The 16,165-nt window shown below is 38.1% G+C and carries 10 protein-coding genes; 8 read left to right on the top strand and 2 right to left on the bottom strand.

Going from position 1 to position 16,165, the window contains the following annotated elements; all coding sequences use genetic code 11:
• Positions 1-160: 160 nt before the first annotated feature.
• From hemW to dnaJ, 5 genes are all read left to right on the top strand, one after another.
• Complete coding sequence (gene hemW, locus IGL30_RS07535; protein WP_088744909.1) at positions 161-1,327, top strand: radical SAM family heme chaperone HemW; 1,167 nt, start codon at positions 161-163, stop codon at positions 1,325-1,327.
• Between the two features lie 246 nt (positions 1,328-1,573).
• Positions 1,574-2,617 carry a heat-inducible transcriptional repressor HrcA gene (gene hrcA, locus IGL30_RS07530; protein ID WP_010718939.1) on the top strand — a complete coding sequence of 348 codons (1,044 nt, stop codon included), beginning with the start codon at positions 1,574-1,576 and terminating at the stop codon, positions 2,615-2,617.
• Positions 2,618-2,662: 45 nt separating this feature from the next.
• Positions 2,663-3,226, top strand: a complete 564-nt coding sequence (grpE, locus tag IGL30_RS07525) for a nucleotide exchange factor GrpE (protein ID WP_088744908.1) — start codon at positions 2,663-2,665, stop codon at positions 3,224-3,226.
• A 41-nt stretch (positions 3,227-3,267) separates the two neighbouring features.
• Positions 3,268-5,100, top strand: coding sequence for a molecular chaperone DnaK (dnaK, locus tag IGL30_RS07520; protein WP_010718941.1), 1,833 nt, complete (start codon positions 3,268-3,270; stop codon positions 5,098-5,100).
• 662 nt (positions 5,101-5,762) lie between these two features.
• Positions 5,763-6,929, top strand: a complete 1,167-nt coding sequence (gene dnaJ, locus IGL30_RS07515) for a molecular chaperone DnaJ (protein WP_010718942.1) — start codon at positions 5,763-5,765, stop codon at positions 6,927-6,929.
• 268 nt (positions 6,930-7,197) lie between these two features.
• On the opposite strand, the gene IGL30_RS07510 is transcribed toward dnaJ, so the two are convergent.
• Positions 7,198-7,935, bottom strand: a complete 738-nt coding sequence (locus IGL30_RS07510) for an amino acid ABC transporter ATP-binding protein (RefSeq protein WP_010718943.1) — start codon at positions 7,933-7,935, stop codon at positions 7,198-7,200.
• A gap of 1 nt (position 7,936) precedes the next feature.
• Entirely contained in the window at positions 7,937-9,433 is a 1,497-nt protein-coding gene (locus IGL30_RS07505) for an amino acid ABC transporter substrate-binding protein/permease (protein ID WP_123874710.1), read from the bottom strand.
• 387 nt (positions 9,434-9,820) lie between these two features.
• Here IGL30_RS07505 and uvrB point away from each other — a divergent pair, with 387 nt between their 5' ends.
• The 3 genes from uvrB to IGL30_RS07490 all read left to right on the top strand — a co-directional run bounded on the left by uvrB (position 9,821) and on the right by IGL30_RS07490 (position 16,165).
• Positions 9,821-11,815, top strand: a complete 1,995-nt coding sequence (gene uvrB / locus IGL30_RS07500) for an excinuclease ABC subunit UvrB (RefSeq protein ID WP_034698271.1) — start codon at positions 9,821-9,823, stop codon at positions 11,813-11,815.
• A gap of 9 nt (positions 11,816-11,824) precedes the next feature.
• Complete coding sequence (gene uvrA, locus IGL30_RS07495; RefSeq protein ID WP_081127457.1) at positions 11,825-14,662, top strand: excinuclease ABC subunit UvrA; 2,838 nt, start codon at positions 11,825-11,827, stop codon at positions 14,660-14,662.
• Positions 14,663-14,899: 237 nt separating this feature from the next.
• A complete protein-coding gene (locus IGL30_RS07490; protein WP_010718947.1) occupies positions 14,900-16,165 on the top strand; it encodes a D-aspartate ligase in 1,266 nt (421 codons plus the stop codon).

Raw genomic sequence — 16,165 nt, 5'->3', positions numbered from 1 at the left:
AAGCGATGGTATGCTTCAAGAATTAAGAGCGAAAAATCGAAAATAGCTTTCCATATTTTTGAATTTTTTGAACTTAATTCCGTAGAAGCAATCGCTTGAACACCGTTTAAAGAAGGTCGAAAACAGGTACGACTTTTCGACGTAAGGAGAATTTAGTTGAATGAATGAAACAACCAATCCCGCAGAACAAAAGGTTTCTGCGTATATCCATATCCCGTTTTGTGAGCATATCTGTTATTACTGTGACTTTAATAAAGTATTTTTAGAAGGTCAACCCGTAGATGAATATGTCGAGATGCTTCTAAAAGAAATGGAAATCACACTTGAACAACATCCTGTAAAAGAATTAGAAACGCTGTATGTTGGTGGTGGGACACCTACGTCTTTGACTGCAGTGCAATTGGATCGTTTGTTAGCAGGCGCTAGGGAAATATTGCCTTTTAAAGAAGGAAAAGAATTTACGGTTGAAGCGAATCCTGGAGATCTAACGAAAGAAAAGCTTCAGGTCATGAAAAATTATGGAGTGAATCGTTTATCAATGGGGGTGCAAACTTTTGATAATCGGTTGCTGAAAAAAATTGGGCGGAAACATACCGCAGAGGATGTTTACCAAACAATGCGTTTTTTAGAAGAAGAAAACTTTACGAATGTGAGTATTGATCTGATTTATGCGTTACCTGGACAAACGTTAGAGGGCTATCGAGAGACATTGAATCAAGCACTTGCACTTGATTTGCCCCATTATTCATTGTATTCATTGATTTTAGAAAATAAAACGATGTTTATGAATTGGGTGCGGCAAGGGCGTTTAGAACTGCCTGATCAAGAAACCGAAACGCGGATGTTTGAAGAAACCATACAAGCAATGGAAAAAAAGGGACGTCATCAATATGAGATCAGTAATTTTGGGTTGGAGGGGCATGAATCAAAACACAATTTGATGTATTGGAACAATGATCATTATTTCGGCTTTGGCGCAGGTGCAAGTGGATATCTTGGGAATAAACGATACCGTAATAAGGGACCGATTCAACATTATTTACGTCCATTAAGAGCAGGAGAACTCCCTGTTTTGGAAACTGAAGTACTTTTAAGAGAAAATCAAATCGAGGAAGAAATGTTTCTTGGGTTAAGGAAAAAGATAGGAATTTCCAAACAACATTTTTACGAACGTTATCAGCAAACAATCGAATCGCTTTATTCAAAGGTTTTGACAGATTTAGAAAAAGAAGGATTATTGGTAAATGAATCCGATCGAATTTATTTAACGCCAAAAGGAACTTTTCTAGGAAATGAAGTCTTTGAACGTTTCTTGCTTGAAAAATAGTTGTGAGAGGTCAATAAAACCTTTAAATTTCTTTATAGATCGATTAAATAATGGAAGGTATTAAGAAACCTATTTATCTTTAGTGTTGATCTATCAATGTATTTATCAGAGAATGCCGCTTTTAGCACTCGTTAAATGAGAGTGCTAAAAGTGGTGTTCTTTTTCTTGACACACTATGCGCTTCTTGCTATATTAGTAAGTGGGTTAGCACTTAGAAGATATGAGTGCTAATGAGAGGTGAAGAAGATGTTAACACAAAGACAAAGTGAGATTTTACGTCTGATCATCCAAAACTATACGAGTAGCGGTATACCCGTTGGCTCCAAAACCTTAATGGAAGATGGAGTCAAGGCAAGCTCAGCAACGATCCGTAATGACATGAAAGCCTTAGAAGATGCTGGGTTGTTACTTAAAACTCATTCTTCATCAGGAAGGATTCCTTCAGCATTAGGTTATCGGCATTATGTGGATCATTTGCTAAAACCTGCTCGTGTAACCAATGATGATCTGCAGCAGATTCGGCTGTCTTTAAGCAAAGAATTTCATGAAATTAACGAGATTATTCAACAATCTGCTGAGATTTTATCCGAGCTGACTAGTTACACAACCTTCTCGTTAGGCCCAGAAATTAAAGACCGCCGTTTGACTGGTTTTCGTATCGTTCCTTTAAATAGTCGTCAAGTGATTGCGATTGTAGTAACCGATAAAGGAAATGTAGAAAGCCAAGTTTTTACACTTCCTGAAAATCTAGGAAGCCAAGATTTAGAAAAAATTGTTCGCATTGTCAATGAACGATTGGTGGGAGATCCATTGATGACTGTCTATCATAAATTGCGGACAGAGATTCCGATGATTTTGCATAGATATTTTCAGACAACTGAAGGGATATCAAATCTTTTTGATACGATACTCGGACATGCGTTTGAAGACAAAATTTATGTAAGTGGGCAAATGAATCTACTAGATTATGAACTCCACCAAGATCTGGAGCAGTTCAAATCGATGTTTTCGTTTATGACAGATACTTATGAATTAACCCAAATGATCGTCCCAACGGATAGTAACATCCACATCAAAATTGGATCTGAATTAGGAAATGAGCTTTTACAAAATATGAGCATGATCCAAGCAAGTTACGAGATTGCTGGACACGGTCGAGGTACAATAGCCTTGTTAGGACCAACCAGTATGCCTTATTCAAAAATGCTGGGTCTGGTAGATGTCTATCGTCAAGAATTAGCGAACAAGCTTGCTGATTATTATCGATCAATTGATTTGACTGGATCTTAGCATGAAAACGAATCACTGACTGATTAACGAAAAGGAGTGTGTCTTGTGAAAGAAAAAAAAGAAGAGTTAGAAAAAGACGTAGCGGATATTCAAGAAGATACGGAAATCGATACGGAAGCGACGGAAGACTCAGGTGTCTCTGACGTAGAAGCTGAAGAATTTGAGCGTTTAAATTTAAAGGCTGAAATGGAAGAGTTGGAAGATAAATATTTACGTGCTCGAGCTGAGATTGCAAATATTGCAAATCGAAGTAAAAATGAACGTGAACAATTACAAAAATATCGTTCACAAGATCTTGCTAAAAAATTATTACCTTCAATTGATAACTTAGAGCGTGCTTTGGCTACAGATGTGGTTGATGATCAGGGTGCAAGTTTGAAAAAAGGTGTCGAAATGGTACTAGAAAGCTTGAAACAAGCACTTAAAGAAGAAGGAATCGAAAAAATCCCAGCAAAAGGAGAGGCTTTTGATCCGAACCTCCATCAAGCTGTACAAACCGTGCCAGCGACTGAGGAACTTCCAGCTGACACAATCGTCGAAGTACTACAGGAAGGTTACAAATTACATGACCGCGTATTAAGACCAACAATGGTTATTGTTGCGCAATAATGTCATGATATAAAATTAACTAAGATAAGGAGACGTTAATTATGAGTAAAATTATCGGTATTGACTTAGGTACAACCAATTCAGCAGTAGCTGTTTTAGAAGGAAACGAAGCAAAAATTATTGCAAATCCAGAAGGTAACCGTACAACTCCTTCTGTTGTCTCATTTAAAAATGGGGAAATTCAAGTGGGTGAAGTTGCTAAACGTCAAGCAGTAACTAATCCAAATACGATTTCATCGATCAAACGCCATATCGGTGAACCAGGCTATAAAGTAGAAGTAGAAGGAAAATCATATACACCACAAGAAATCTCTGCAATGATCCTTCAATATATCAAAGGATTCGCTGAAGACTATCTAGGTGAAAAAGTTGAAAAAGCAGTTATTACTGTGCCTGCTTACTTCAATGATGCACAACGTCAAGCAACAAAAGATGCTGGTAAAATTGCTGGCTTAGAAGTTGAACGTATTGTAAATGAACCAACTGCTGCAGCGCTTGCTTATGGCTTGGATAAAACAGATCGTGATGAAAAAATCCTAGTATTTGACCTTGGTGGTGGTACGTTCGACGTATCTATCCTTGAATTAGGTGATGGCGTATTTGACGTACTATCAACAGCTGGAGATAACCATCTAGGTGGGGATGACTTCGATAACAAAATCATTGATCACATGGTAGCTGAGTTCAAAAAAGAAAACGGCATTGATTTATCACAAGATAAAATGGCATTGCAACGTTTGAAAGATGCTGCAGAAAAAGCGAAAAAAGATTTATCTGGAGTATCAAGCACACAAATCAGCTTACCGTTCATCACAGCTGGCGAAGCAGGCCCTCTTCACTTAGAAATGACATTGACTCGTGCGAAATTTGATGAATTAACCGCTGATTTAGTAGAGCGTACAAAAATTCCAGTACGACAAGCCTTGAAAGATGCTGGTTTATCACAATCTGAAATTGATGAAGTTATCTTAGTTGGTGGTTCAACACGTATTCCTGCAGTTGTTGAAGCAGTAAGAAAAGAAACTGGAAAAGAACCAAACAAATCTGTAAACCCAGATGAAGTAGTAGCGATGGGTGCTGCTATCCAAGGTGGGGTTATCACAGGTGATGTTAAAGACGTTGTGTTACTTGATGTTACTCCGTTATCACTAGGTATTGAAACAATGGGTGGCGTCTTTACTAAATTAATTGATCGAAACACAACGATCCCTACAAGTAAATCACAAGTGTTCTCAACGGCTGCAGATAATCAACCTGCTGTAGATATCCATGTCTTGCAAGGTGAACGTCCGATGGCTGCTGACAACAAAACGTTAGGAAGATTCCAATTAACAGATATTCCTGCAGCACCACGTGGTGTGCCACAAATCGAAGTTACTTTTGACATTGATAAAAATGGTATCGTGAATGTTTCTGCTAAAGACCTAGGTACACAAAAAGAACAAAAAATCACGATTAAATCTTCTTCAGGTCTAACTGATGATGAAATCGAACGCATGGTAAAAGATGCAGAAGCGAATGCAGAAGCAGATAAAGCACGTAAAGAAGAAGTGGATTTACGTAACGATATTGATGCTTTACTATTCTCAGTTGACAAAACACTAAAAGAATTAGAAGGTAAAGTTGACGCAGAAGAAGTGAAAAAAGCTGAAGAAGCTCGCGATGAATTGAAAGCTGCTGTTGAAGCAAACAATATCGAAGAAATGAAAACAAAACGTGATGCATTGAATGAAATCGTGCAAAATTTGACAGTTAAATTGTATGAACAAGCTGCGCAACAACAAGCACAAGAAAATCCAGAAGCAGCGCAAACAGGTGCAGATGATGTAGTAGACGCTGACTTTGAAGAAGTCGACGGAGACGACAAAAAATAATCTCATTAAATAATCGTTAGCTGTTTAGTAGAAATGACAAGTTTCAGTAGAGAAGGTTTTCCCCTTCTCTAGCTGGGACTGTTATCATACAATACAACCTTTTGAATACGTTGTTAAACAATATTAAGCAGGATCTAAAAGACGAGTGAATCGAAGTTTATACAACAATTTACTTTACCATTCGTTTTTAGTGCCAATGCTTGAAAGAAGGTTTAGCAAAAGAGATCAGCTCTAAGAAATAATCCGAAGAATGCGAAAATAGATTCTCATATTTTCGAGATTCTTCGGATTATTTTCCGATAGTGCTACATTTAGCGAGGCCTAAAAGGTTATTGGACGTTCTTTTTCAAGAATGATGCGCAAAATAGAGACCTTATTGTTTGGAGATTTGATGTGCATGATTATGCCTGTTGAATAACAGAAGTCATAAGAACAATGGGAGAATTTCTTGGACAATAGCTGTTGCTTTGAGGTAGTTCGATCTGGTCATAAGATAAGATTTGAGGAACATTCTTTCTTCAATTTGGAAAACTTGACTTAGGTATGAGCCTTAAACTAGCTTCCTTTTTTAAATACTTGAAAGTAGCAGTTTTTGTTTTCGTAAAAGTATGATATGATAACAAGCGACGTGGAAATGATGAGAACCAATAGGAGGAAAGCCTATGGCAACAAAACGTGATTATTATGAAGTCTTAGGGCTCTCAAAAGGAGCTTCTGAAGATGAAATTAAAAAAGCTTATCGAAAGCTATCAAAAAAATATCATCCAGATATCAATAAAGAAGCTGATGCAGAAGAAAAATTCAAAGAAGTATCAGAAGCTTATGAAATTTTAAGTGACCCGCAAAAACGGGCAGCTTATGATCAATATGGACACGCAGGTACCGATCCAAACTATGGCGCTGGTGGAGCCGGTGGCGGCTTTGGTGGTTTTGGCGGCTTTTCAGGTGGCGGTTTTGGTGGCTTCGAAGATATCTTTGATTCATTCTTTGGCGGTGGCGGTCGTACGGTAGACCCTAATGCTCCAAGACAGGGTGCGGATTTACAGTATACGATCGATCTTTCTTTTGAAGAAGCGATTTTTGGCGTAGAAAAAGAAATCAAGTATAACCGAGAAGAAATTTGTCATACTTGCCATGGAAATGGTGCGAAACCTGGAACACAACCAACAACTTGTCATAAGTGTCATGGATCAGGGACAATCAATGTGGAACGTCAAACGCCACTTGGCCGTGTGATGAGTCGTCAAACTTGTGACGTTTGTCATGGTACTGGTAAAGAAATCAAAGATCCTTGTCCAACTTGTCATGGTTCTGGTCACGAAAAGAAAGCACATTCTGTTAAGGTGAATGTACCAGCGGGTGTAGAAGAAGGACAACAAATGCGTCTGGCAGGTCAAGGCGAAGCTGGAGAAAACGGCGGACCATTTGGTGATCTATATGTTGTATTCCGTGTGGAAGAAAGTGATATTTTCGATCGTGATGGTTCAGAGATCTATTACGAATTGCCATTGAGTTTTGTACAAGCTGCTTTAGGTGATGAAGTAAAAGTGCCAACCGTTCATGGAGATGTCAAACTTAAAATTCCGGCAGGTACGCAAACAGGAACGAATTTCCGTTTACGTGGCAAAGGAGCGCCTAAACTTCGTGGAGGAGCTACTGGGGATCAACATGTGAAAGTGAAGTTGATCACGCCGAAGAACTTAAATGAACAGCAACGTGAAGCATTGCGTGCTTTTGCTGAAGCTGGCGGCATCAAAGTAGAAGAACAACAAGAAGATGGCTTCTTTGATAAAGTGAAAGATGCCTTTGGCGGTAAGAAAAGAAAATAAAAGAAAAGCAAATCAATAAATTCAGCTAGCATCTCTGGCAGTTAGACCAAAACCTAATTGCTGGAGAATCGCCAGCCTCTTATTGATTTGCTTTTTTTATTTAGACAGGAGAAAGTGGCAAACAAATAATTAAAGCAGGGACGAAAGAAGAGGACAAAAAGGAATCAAGTGTTTTTTTGTCAATTTTATAAATGCCTTTAAAATAAAGACCGTTGCAAGGGATAGACATCCTTTTGCAACGGTCTTTAACAATTTCATCATTTTAAGGTTAAATATCTAGTACTTTATCTAGGAAATCTTTTGTTCGTTCATTTTGTGGATTTTCAAAGATTTGTTGTGGTGTGCCATCTTCTAGGAAATTCCCTCCATCAATAAACATGACACGATTGGCAACTTCTTTAGCAAAGCCCATTTCGTGTGTAACGATAACCATCGTCATCCCTTGCTTAGCTAATTTTTTCATGACGTTCAAGACATCTCCGACCATTTCCGGGTCTAGTGCAGAAGTTGGTTCGTCGAAGAGCATGATATCAGGATTCATCGCTAGAGCACGAGCGATAGCGACCCGTTGTTTTTGTCCACCAGAAAGCATTTCTGGATACATGTCTTTTTTATCTTCAAGGCCGACGGTTTGTAGCAATTTGATTGCTTTCTTTTCAGCGGCTTCTTTTGATTCTTTTTTCAAATCCATTGGTGCTAATGTAATGTTTTCTAGCACTGAAAGATGTGGGAATAAATTAAAATGTTGGAATACCATTCCGATGTGTTGTCTTACCAAATTGATATCGGTGTTTTTGTCCATTAAGTGGGCCCCATCAATGATGATTTCGCCGTCTGAAGGCTCTTCTAAACGGTTTAAACAACGTAGGAAGGTACTTTTTCCTGAACCGGAAGGACCGATGATACAAACAACGTCACCTTCGTTGATTGAAACATTGATATCATTTAAAACGGTATTTTCACCGTATTTTTTTACAAGATGTTCAACTAGAATTTTTTCAGCCATCTTATTTCACCTTCTTTTCTAAAACTTTTGCTAATTTTGTCAGAATAGTAATGAGGATCAAATACATGATAGCAATAATTAGATAGACGTACGTACTTTGTGTCGTACGTGCAACGATAATTTTACCAGTTTGCAGTAACTCTACCACACCGATCGCTGAGATGATTGTTGTATCTTTCAATGAAATAACGAATTGGTTCACGAAAGATGGCAACATGATCTTGATTGCTTGTGGTAAGATGATTTTTTGCATGGTTCGATTATATGAAAGTCCTAAACTGCGAGAAGCTTCCATTTGACCAACTGGCACAGCTTTGATCCCACCACGAACGATTTCTGCGATATAAGCGCTGGCGTTCAAAGTTAGTGTGATAATCCCGGCAATGAAGTCGGGAATAGTAAATCCGACGATACCTGGTAATCCAAAAAAGATGAAGAATGCAAGAACCATCATTGGAATACCGCGGATGACATCGACATAAATACTTGCAATTGTTCGTAGGGCTCTGATTGGCGCTACGCTGAATAAACCAAAGATAACACCAACAACTAATGCCAAGGCGAATGAAATTAAAGTTAATAAGATCGTTTGCCATAAACCTTTTAGTAAAACTTTGTAGTTGTTTTGTAATAGACCAGTTAGTGTAGATTCATCTTTGCTGGCTTTAGTAGGCGTATTATCTGTTGAGATATATTTGTTGATGATTTTATCGTATTCGCCAGTTCGTTTTAATTCTTTTAGACCTTCGTTGAACATTTGTAATAGTTCAGGATTTTGGCCTTTTTTCACAGCAAAAGCGTATTTACCACCAGATTCTTTAGCAATCGGTGTTTCTAATTGTTGATTGTTTTTAATTGCATAGCCGATAACAGGGTAGTCGTCCATCATGGCGTCAATTGCGCCAACTCTCAATCCGTCATATAACTGATCTGCAGAATCGAAGTACTTGATGGTATAGCCGTACTGGTCTTCGTGGGCATTTAAGAAATCAGCACTTTCAGTTCCAACTTTGGCACCTACTGTTTTTCCTTTTAGGTCTTCATAGGACTTGATTGAATTGTCTCCTTTTTTGACAGCGATTTGAATCCCGCTTTCAAAATAAGGATCTGAGAAATCATAGCTTTTTTTTCGTTCATCGGTCACAGTCATTCCTGCGATCATTCCATCTGCTTGACCAGATTCTAACGCTTGTAGCGCAGCAGAGAAACCACGATAATCCATACGTAGGTTAAATCCTTGCAGTTTGGAGATTGCCTCCATTAATCCAACATCAATTCCCTCGTATTTGCCTTCAGCGTTTTGAAACTCGAAAGGTGCAAAAGCTGAATCGCTGGCAATGATATACGTCTCTTTCTTAGGTTCTATTTTTTGCATCGTCTCGCTCGTACTTGAGTCAGCAGTAGTTTTATCGTCAGCTTGTACAGGATTGCTAAGCGCAAATGTGACAAGTCCTGTCATTATGAAAATAATCGTATGAAGCAAATGCTTTTTTTTCATAATTAACCTCCTAAAATTTCAATAACTTTTCATATTTTCCTATTATATGCGAAAACTAATAATAGATACAAGCTGAGTTGCTGAAAAAAATAAAAAAAATGTCATTTTGTAACAATCTATGTTATAAAATGTAACATAATAAATGTAGAGAGGAATCTGACGTAAGATAAATAATTACTTAAGGGACATTATTGATATATATTTTTGCTGCCTAATTTACTACTTAATACATGTATGAATTTATATAATATAGTAGAAAAGAAAAAACTCAAAAGTAGCGAAAGTATGTTCGGTGTGGTATAATAAATCAACAAGGAATGCCTTTGCTTTCCTTTTCTTTTTTGTGGTCGTAAAATGAAGAGGAAAGAATGAAAAGGAGGATGAAATATGATAGAAAGAGATACCTCCCGACACTTTGAGTTGGTGTCAAAATATCAACCAGCAGGAGATCAACCCGAAGCCATTACACAGTTAGTTGATGGGGTAGTTGGTGGAAAGAAAGCTCAGATACTTTTAGGAGCAACCGGTACAGGGAAGACGTACACCGTTTCGAATTTGATTGAAAAAGTGAATAAGCCAACATTGATTATTGCCCACAATAAAACATTAGCTGGACAATTATATGGGGAGTTCAAAGAATTTTTCCCCAATAATGCAGTTGAATATTTTGTATCTTATTACGATTATTATCAACCTGAAGCTTATGTCCCTTCAAGTGATACTTACATTGAAAAGGATTCTAGTGTCAATGATGAAATTGATAAATTACGACATTCGGCAACCAGTTCGTTATTAGAACGAAATGACGTGATCGTGATTGCTTCTGTTTCTTGCATCTTTGGTTTGGGTTCACCTTTTGAGTATCAAAAACAAGTCGTTTCAATTAGACAAGGAGCTGAGCTTGATCGTAATCAATTGATTCGTGATTTAGTTAGTATCCAATTTGAGCGCAACGATATTGATTTTCAACGTGGTCGTTTTCGAGTACGTGGGGACGTTGTGGAGATTTTCCCAGCCAGTCGGGATGAACGTGCGTTGCGTGTTGAATTTTTTGGTGATGAGGTCGAAAGGATTCGTGAAGTCAATGCGTTGACTGGTGAGGTCTTGGGAGAAACTGAGCATGTGGCGATATTTCCAGCGACTCACTTTGTTACAAATGATGAACACATGGAACATGCGGTTGCAAATATCAAAGCGGAACTGGAACAACGTTTGACAGTTTTGCGGAATGAGAATAAATTGTTAGAGGCTCAACGGCTAGAACAACGAACAAACTATGATATTGAAATGATGTTAGAGATGGGTTATACATCTGGAATCGAAAATTATTCGCGACACATGGATGGTCGAAAAGAAGGTGAGCCACCATACACATTACTTGATTTCTTTCCCGAAGATTCATTAATGATTATTGATGAATCGCATGTGACAATGCCGCAAATTCGGGGAATGTACAATGGTGACCGCGCAAGAAAACAGATGTTAGTCGATTATGGTTTTCGTTTACCATCGGCATTAGACAATCGTCCGTTACGATTAGAAGAGTTTGAAAAGCACGTGAATCAAATCGTTTATGTATCTGCTACGCCTGGTCCATATGAGTATGAACAAACGGATACAGTGATTCAACAGATCATCCGACCAACTGGGTTACTAGATCCAATCATCGAAGTGCGGCCGATCATGGGGCAAATTGATGATCTGGTAGGAGAAATCAATGAACGAGTTGAAAAAGATCAGCGCGTATTTGTAACTACATTGACAAAGAAAATGTCTGAAGATTTGACTGATTATTTTAAAGAATTAGGAATCAAAGTCAAATATCTGCATAGTGATATCAAAACATTAGAACGTACTGAAATCATTCGTGATCTTCGTTTAGGTGAATTCGATGTACTTGTAGGAATCAACTTGTTACGTGAAGGACTTGATGTACCGGAAGTTTCGCTAGTAGCGATTTTGGATGCAGATAAAGAAGGCTTTTTACGGAGCGAACGTTCTTTAGTACAGACGATTGGACGTGCAGCACGGAATGCAGAAGGAAAAGTGATTATGTATGCGGACAAAGTGACTGATTCGATGCGCAAGGCTATCGATGAAACTGCTAGACGACGTAGTATCCAAGAACAATATAATCAAGAGCATGGTATCGTGCCGAAAACGATCATCAAAGAGATCCGTGATTTGATTTCCATCACGAAAGAATCCGAAGATGATGCAAAAGAAACGGTTCAAGTATCCTATGAAGAAATGACAAGAGAAGAAAAAGCTACATTATTAATGAAATTAGAAAAAGAAATGAAAGATGCTGCTAAAGCATTAGATTTCGAGACAGCCGCAAATGTACGGGATATGATTCTTGAACTAAAGGCGTCAGAGTAGGGGGATTATATGGCAAATGATAAAATAATTATCCATGGTGCAAGAGCCCACAATTTAAAAAACATCAATGTGACAATTCCGCGAGATAAATTTGTGGTGGTCACTGGATTATCTGGTTCTGGGAAAAGTTCGTTAGCATTCGATACATTATATGCAGAAGGACAAAGAAGATATGTCGAAAGTCTTTCTGCTTATGCACGGCAATTTTTAGGGCAAATGGATAAACCGGATGTTGATAGTATTGATGGGCTAAGTCCAGCAATTTCAATTGATCAAAAAACAACTAGTAAAAACCCTCGTTCAACAGTAGGAACTGTCACAGAAATCAATGATTATCTCCGATTGCTGTTTGCACGTGTAGGGCATCCTATCTGTCCGAATGATCACATTGAGATCACCAGCCAATCTATTGATCAAATGGCTGATAAAGTTTTAGAATTACCTGAACGAACTAAAATTCAAGTTCTTGCGCCGATCATTGTCAAGAAAAAAGGCCAACATAAAAAAGTTTTTGAACGTATTCAAAAAGAAGGATACGTACGTGTTCGAGTGGATGGAGAAATCTATGATTTAAGTGAAGTACCAGAATTAGAAAAAAATAAAAAGCATGATATCGCAATTGTCATAGACCGTGTCATCATAAAAGAAGGAATCCGTTCACGTTTGTTTGATTCAATCGAAGCTGCCTTGCGTTTAGCAGAAGGCTATGTTTTGATTGATGTCATCGGAGAAGAGGAAATGCTGTTTAGCGAGCATTACGCTTGTCCTTATTGTGGCTTTACTGTTGGTGAATTGGAACCAAGACTGTTTTCTTTCAATGCGCCATTTGGTGCTTGTCCTGATTGTGATGGTCTTGGTGTCAAATTAGAAGTGGACCAAGATTTAGTGATACCTGATCGTACGAAGACGTTGAGTCAAGGAGCGATCGTCCCTTGGAATCCAATCAGTTCACAATACTATCCACAGATGCTGGCTCAAGCCTGTGAAAGTTATGGGATTGATATGGAGACGCCTTTTGAAGAGTTGCCACTTGAACATCAAGAAATCGTGCTCAATGGGACAGACGAGCTGTTCCATTTCCACTATGAGAATGATTTCGGTGGTGTTCGTGATGTTGAAACAACTTTTGAAGGGGTATTGAAAAACATTAAGCGTCGGTACCATGATACAAACAGTGATTTCACAAGAGAGCAAATGAGACAATATATGACTGAATTGACTTGTCAAACTTGTCATGGGTATCGTTTGAATCCTCAAGCTTTATCCGTTCAAATCAATGGGACGAATATTGGACAAACGAACGAGTTGTCTATCCAAAAAGCGGTCAACTTCTTTTCAAATTTGACCCTTTCAGACCAAGAAAAAGTAATAGCTAAACCGATTTTAAAAGAAGTGAATGATCGACTTTCATTTTTAGAAAATGTTGGTCTCGATTATTTAACGCTGAGTCGTGCATCAGGAACTCTTTCAGGAGGAGAAGCACAGCGGATCCGTTTGGCCACTCAAATTGGCTCGAATCTCTCAGGAGTTCTTTATATTTTAGATGAGCCTTCTATCGGACTCCATCAAAGAGATAACGACCGTTTGATCGGTTCATTGAAGAAAATGCGTGATCTAGGGAACACCCTGGTTGTGGTCGAGCATGATGAAGATACGATGCGTGCGGCAGATTATTTGATTGATGTAGGCCCTGGTGCCGGACATCAAGGAGGAGAAATCGTTTCAGCTGGCACGCCTGCGGAAGTGGCTGCTGATGAAGACTCTTTGACTGGACAATATCTATCCGGTAAAAAGAGTATCCCAGTTCCAACTGAACGCCGAAAAGGGAATGGAAAAGCCATCAAAATCACTGGGGCAACGGAAAATAATTTGAAAAATATTTCAGTGGAATTTCCTTTAGGAGAATTTGTTGCGGTGACTGGTGTGTCTGGTTCAGGTAAGAGTACATTGGTCAATAGTATCCTAAAACGAGCTCTTGCACAAAAAATCAACCGTAATTCAGCAAAACCTGGTAAATTCAAATCAATTTCCGGTTATGAAAGTATTGAAAAAATCATTGATATCGATCAAAGTCCGATTGGGCGCACACCACGAAGCAATCCTGCGACATATACTAGTGTATTTGATGATATCAGAGATTTATTTGCACAAACAAATGAAGCTAAAATGCGTGGGTATAAAAAAGGCCGTTTTAGTTTCAACGTTAAAGGTGGACGTTGTGAAGCCTGCCGAGGCGATGGAATTATTAAGATTGAAATGCACTTTCTACCTGACGTTTACGTTCCTTGTGAAGTTTGTCATGGGAAGCGATATAATTCTGAAACGCTAGAAGTTCATTATAAAGGAAAAAGTATTGCAGATATTTTAGAAATGACGGTTGAAGATGCCGTTGAATTTTTCCAACCAATCCCTAAGATTCATCGAAAACTTCAAACCATTGTCGATGTTGGTCTAGGCTACGTTACGATGGGGCAACCAGCTACAACATTATCTGGTGGGGAAGCACAGCGGATGAAACTCGCTAGTGAATTACACAAAATAGCGAATGGTAAGAACTTTTATATTTTGGATGAACCAACGACTGGTTTGCATACAGATGATATTGCCCGGCTACTTGATGTCTTGCAACGTTTAGTAGATGCAGGGAATACGGTATTAGTGATTGAGCATAACCTTGATGTTATTAAAACCGCTGATCATATTATTGATCTTGGACCAGAAGGCGGGGAAGGTGGCGGTACGATTTTAGCCACTGGTACACCTGAAGAAATCATTGAGGTGAAAGAGAGTTATACTGGTCGATACTTAAAAAAAATCATGAATGGTGAAAACCAACTGGATAGTTAAAAAAAAATTAAAATCAAGTATCTATTCTTGTTTTATTGACTAGTATAGACTAAAATACGAAACATGGTAGTTCTTTCTACACTAATTGGTATAGATAAAAACTTCCTATAAGTTCAATCCGTTCAAAAAAGAATTGAGCAATCGGAGGAGATTCCTTTGATTGCTTTTTTCTTTATGGTATGATATTCCTTGTGTAGTTGAAAAAGAAAACTAGAGATTATGAGTAAGTGAGAGATAATGATGAACAGTAATGTAAACGAAGAATTTATTCCTATTTTATTGGGTAGCGACATGAATGTCTATGGAATGGCACGTTCATTTCATGAAGCGTATGGCAAAGTTTGCCAGGCGTATGCATCAAATCAGTTGGCACCAACTCGCTATAGCAAAATCGTCAAAGTTGACGTAATTCCTGGCTTTGATAAAGATCCGGTCTTTATTGAGTCCATGTTACGTTTAGCAAGAGAGAAATATTCAGATCAAACGAAGAAGTATCTCTTGATCGCATGTGGAGATGGCTATGCAGAACTGATTTCACAGCATAAAGAAGAACTCTCAAAGTATTTTATTTGTCCTTACATCGATTATTCGTTATTTAAACGTCTGATTAATAAGGTTAGTTTTTATGAAGTTTGCGAGGAATACCAGTTACCTTATCCTAAAACGTTGATTGTTAGAAAAGAAATGTTAGTTGATGGGCATTTGAATCAAGAGTTACCATTTGACTTTCCAGTGGCATTAAAGCCGGCAAACAGCGTGGAATACTTATCTGTCCAATTTGAAGGTCGAAAAAAAGCGTTTATTATCGATAATCGTGAAGAATTTGACTTGATCTTAGGTCGTATTTACGAAGCAGGTTATACAAGTGAAATGATCGTCCAAGATTTCATTCCTGGGGATGATAGTAATATGCGTGTGTTAAATGCTTATGTCGATGAAAACCATCAAGTAAGAATGATGTGTTTAGGTCACCCATTACTAGAAGATCCAACACCAGCTTCGATTGGTAATTATGTGGTGATCATGCCAGATTATAATGAAAAGATCTATCAAACGATTAAACGATTTTTAGAAGATATTTCCTATACTGGTTTTGCGAATTTTGATATGAAATACGATCCAAGAGATGGTGAATACAAACTTTTTGAAATCAACCTTCGTCAGGGAAGAAGCAGTTTCTTTGTCACTCTTAATGGCTTGAATTTAGCAAAATTTGTGACAGAAGACCGTGTATTTGAAGTTCCATTCACAGGGACTACCTATGGGACGAGCCAATCGGATCAAGCAAAATTATGGATGGGTGTACCTAACAAGGTCTTTTTAACTTATGCAAAAGCAAATGAAGACAAAAAAGTTGCAGAAAAAATGATTAAAGAAAATCGTTATGGAACGACTGTTTTTTATGAGAAAGATCGTTCGCTCAAACGCTGGTTATTGATGAAGTATATGTTTAGAAATTACATTCCTCGATTTAAAAAATACTTTCATGTGAAAGAAGGTTGA

This window comes from Enterococcus sp. DIV1089c (assembly GCF_050530965.1).
Taxonomy (GTDB): Bacteria; Bacillota; Bacilli; order Lactobacillales; family Enterococcaceae; genus Enterococcus_B; species Enterococcus_B hirae.
Note: the sequence above shows the minus strand (reverse complement) of the source record. Positions and strands in the feature narration are given on the sequence as shown.

Coding starts and splice junctions, on each gene's coding strand:
- hemW (WP_088744909.1), top strand. CDS start 161: ATGAATGAAACAACCAATCCCGCAGAACAAAAGGTTTCTGCGTATATC.
- hrcA (WP_010718939.1), top strand. CDS start 1,574: ATGTTAACACAAAGACAAAGTGAGATTTTACGTCTGATCATCCAAAAC.
- dnaK (WP_010718941.1), top strand. CDS start 3,268: ATGAGTAAAATTATCGGTATTGACTTAGGTACAACCAATTCAGCAGTA.
- dnaJ (WP_010718942.1), top strand. CDS start 5,763: ATGGCAACAAAACGTGATTATTATGAAGTCTTAGGGCTCTCAAAAGGA.
- IGL30_RS07510 (WP_010718943.1), bottom strand. CDS start 7,935: ATGGCTGAAAAAATTCTAGTTGAACATCTTGTAAAAAAATACGGTGAA.
- IGL30_RS07505 (WP_123874710.1), bottom strand. CDS start 9,433: ATGAAAAAAAAGCATTTGCTTCATACGATTATTTTCATAATGACAGGA.
- uvrB (WP_034698271.1), top strand. CDS start 9,821: ATGATAGAAAGAGATACCTCCCGACACTTTGAGTTGGTGTCAAAATAT.
- uvrA (WP_081127457.1), top strand. CDS start 11,825: ATGGCAAATGATAAAATAATTATCCATGGTGCAAGAGCCCACAATTTA.
- IGL30_RS07490 (WP_010718947.1), top strand. CDS start 14,900: ATGATGAACAGTAATGTAAACGAAGAATTTATTCCTATTTTATTGGGT.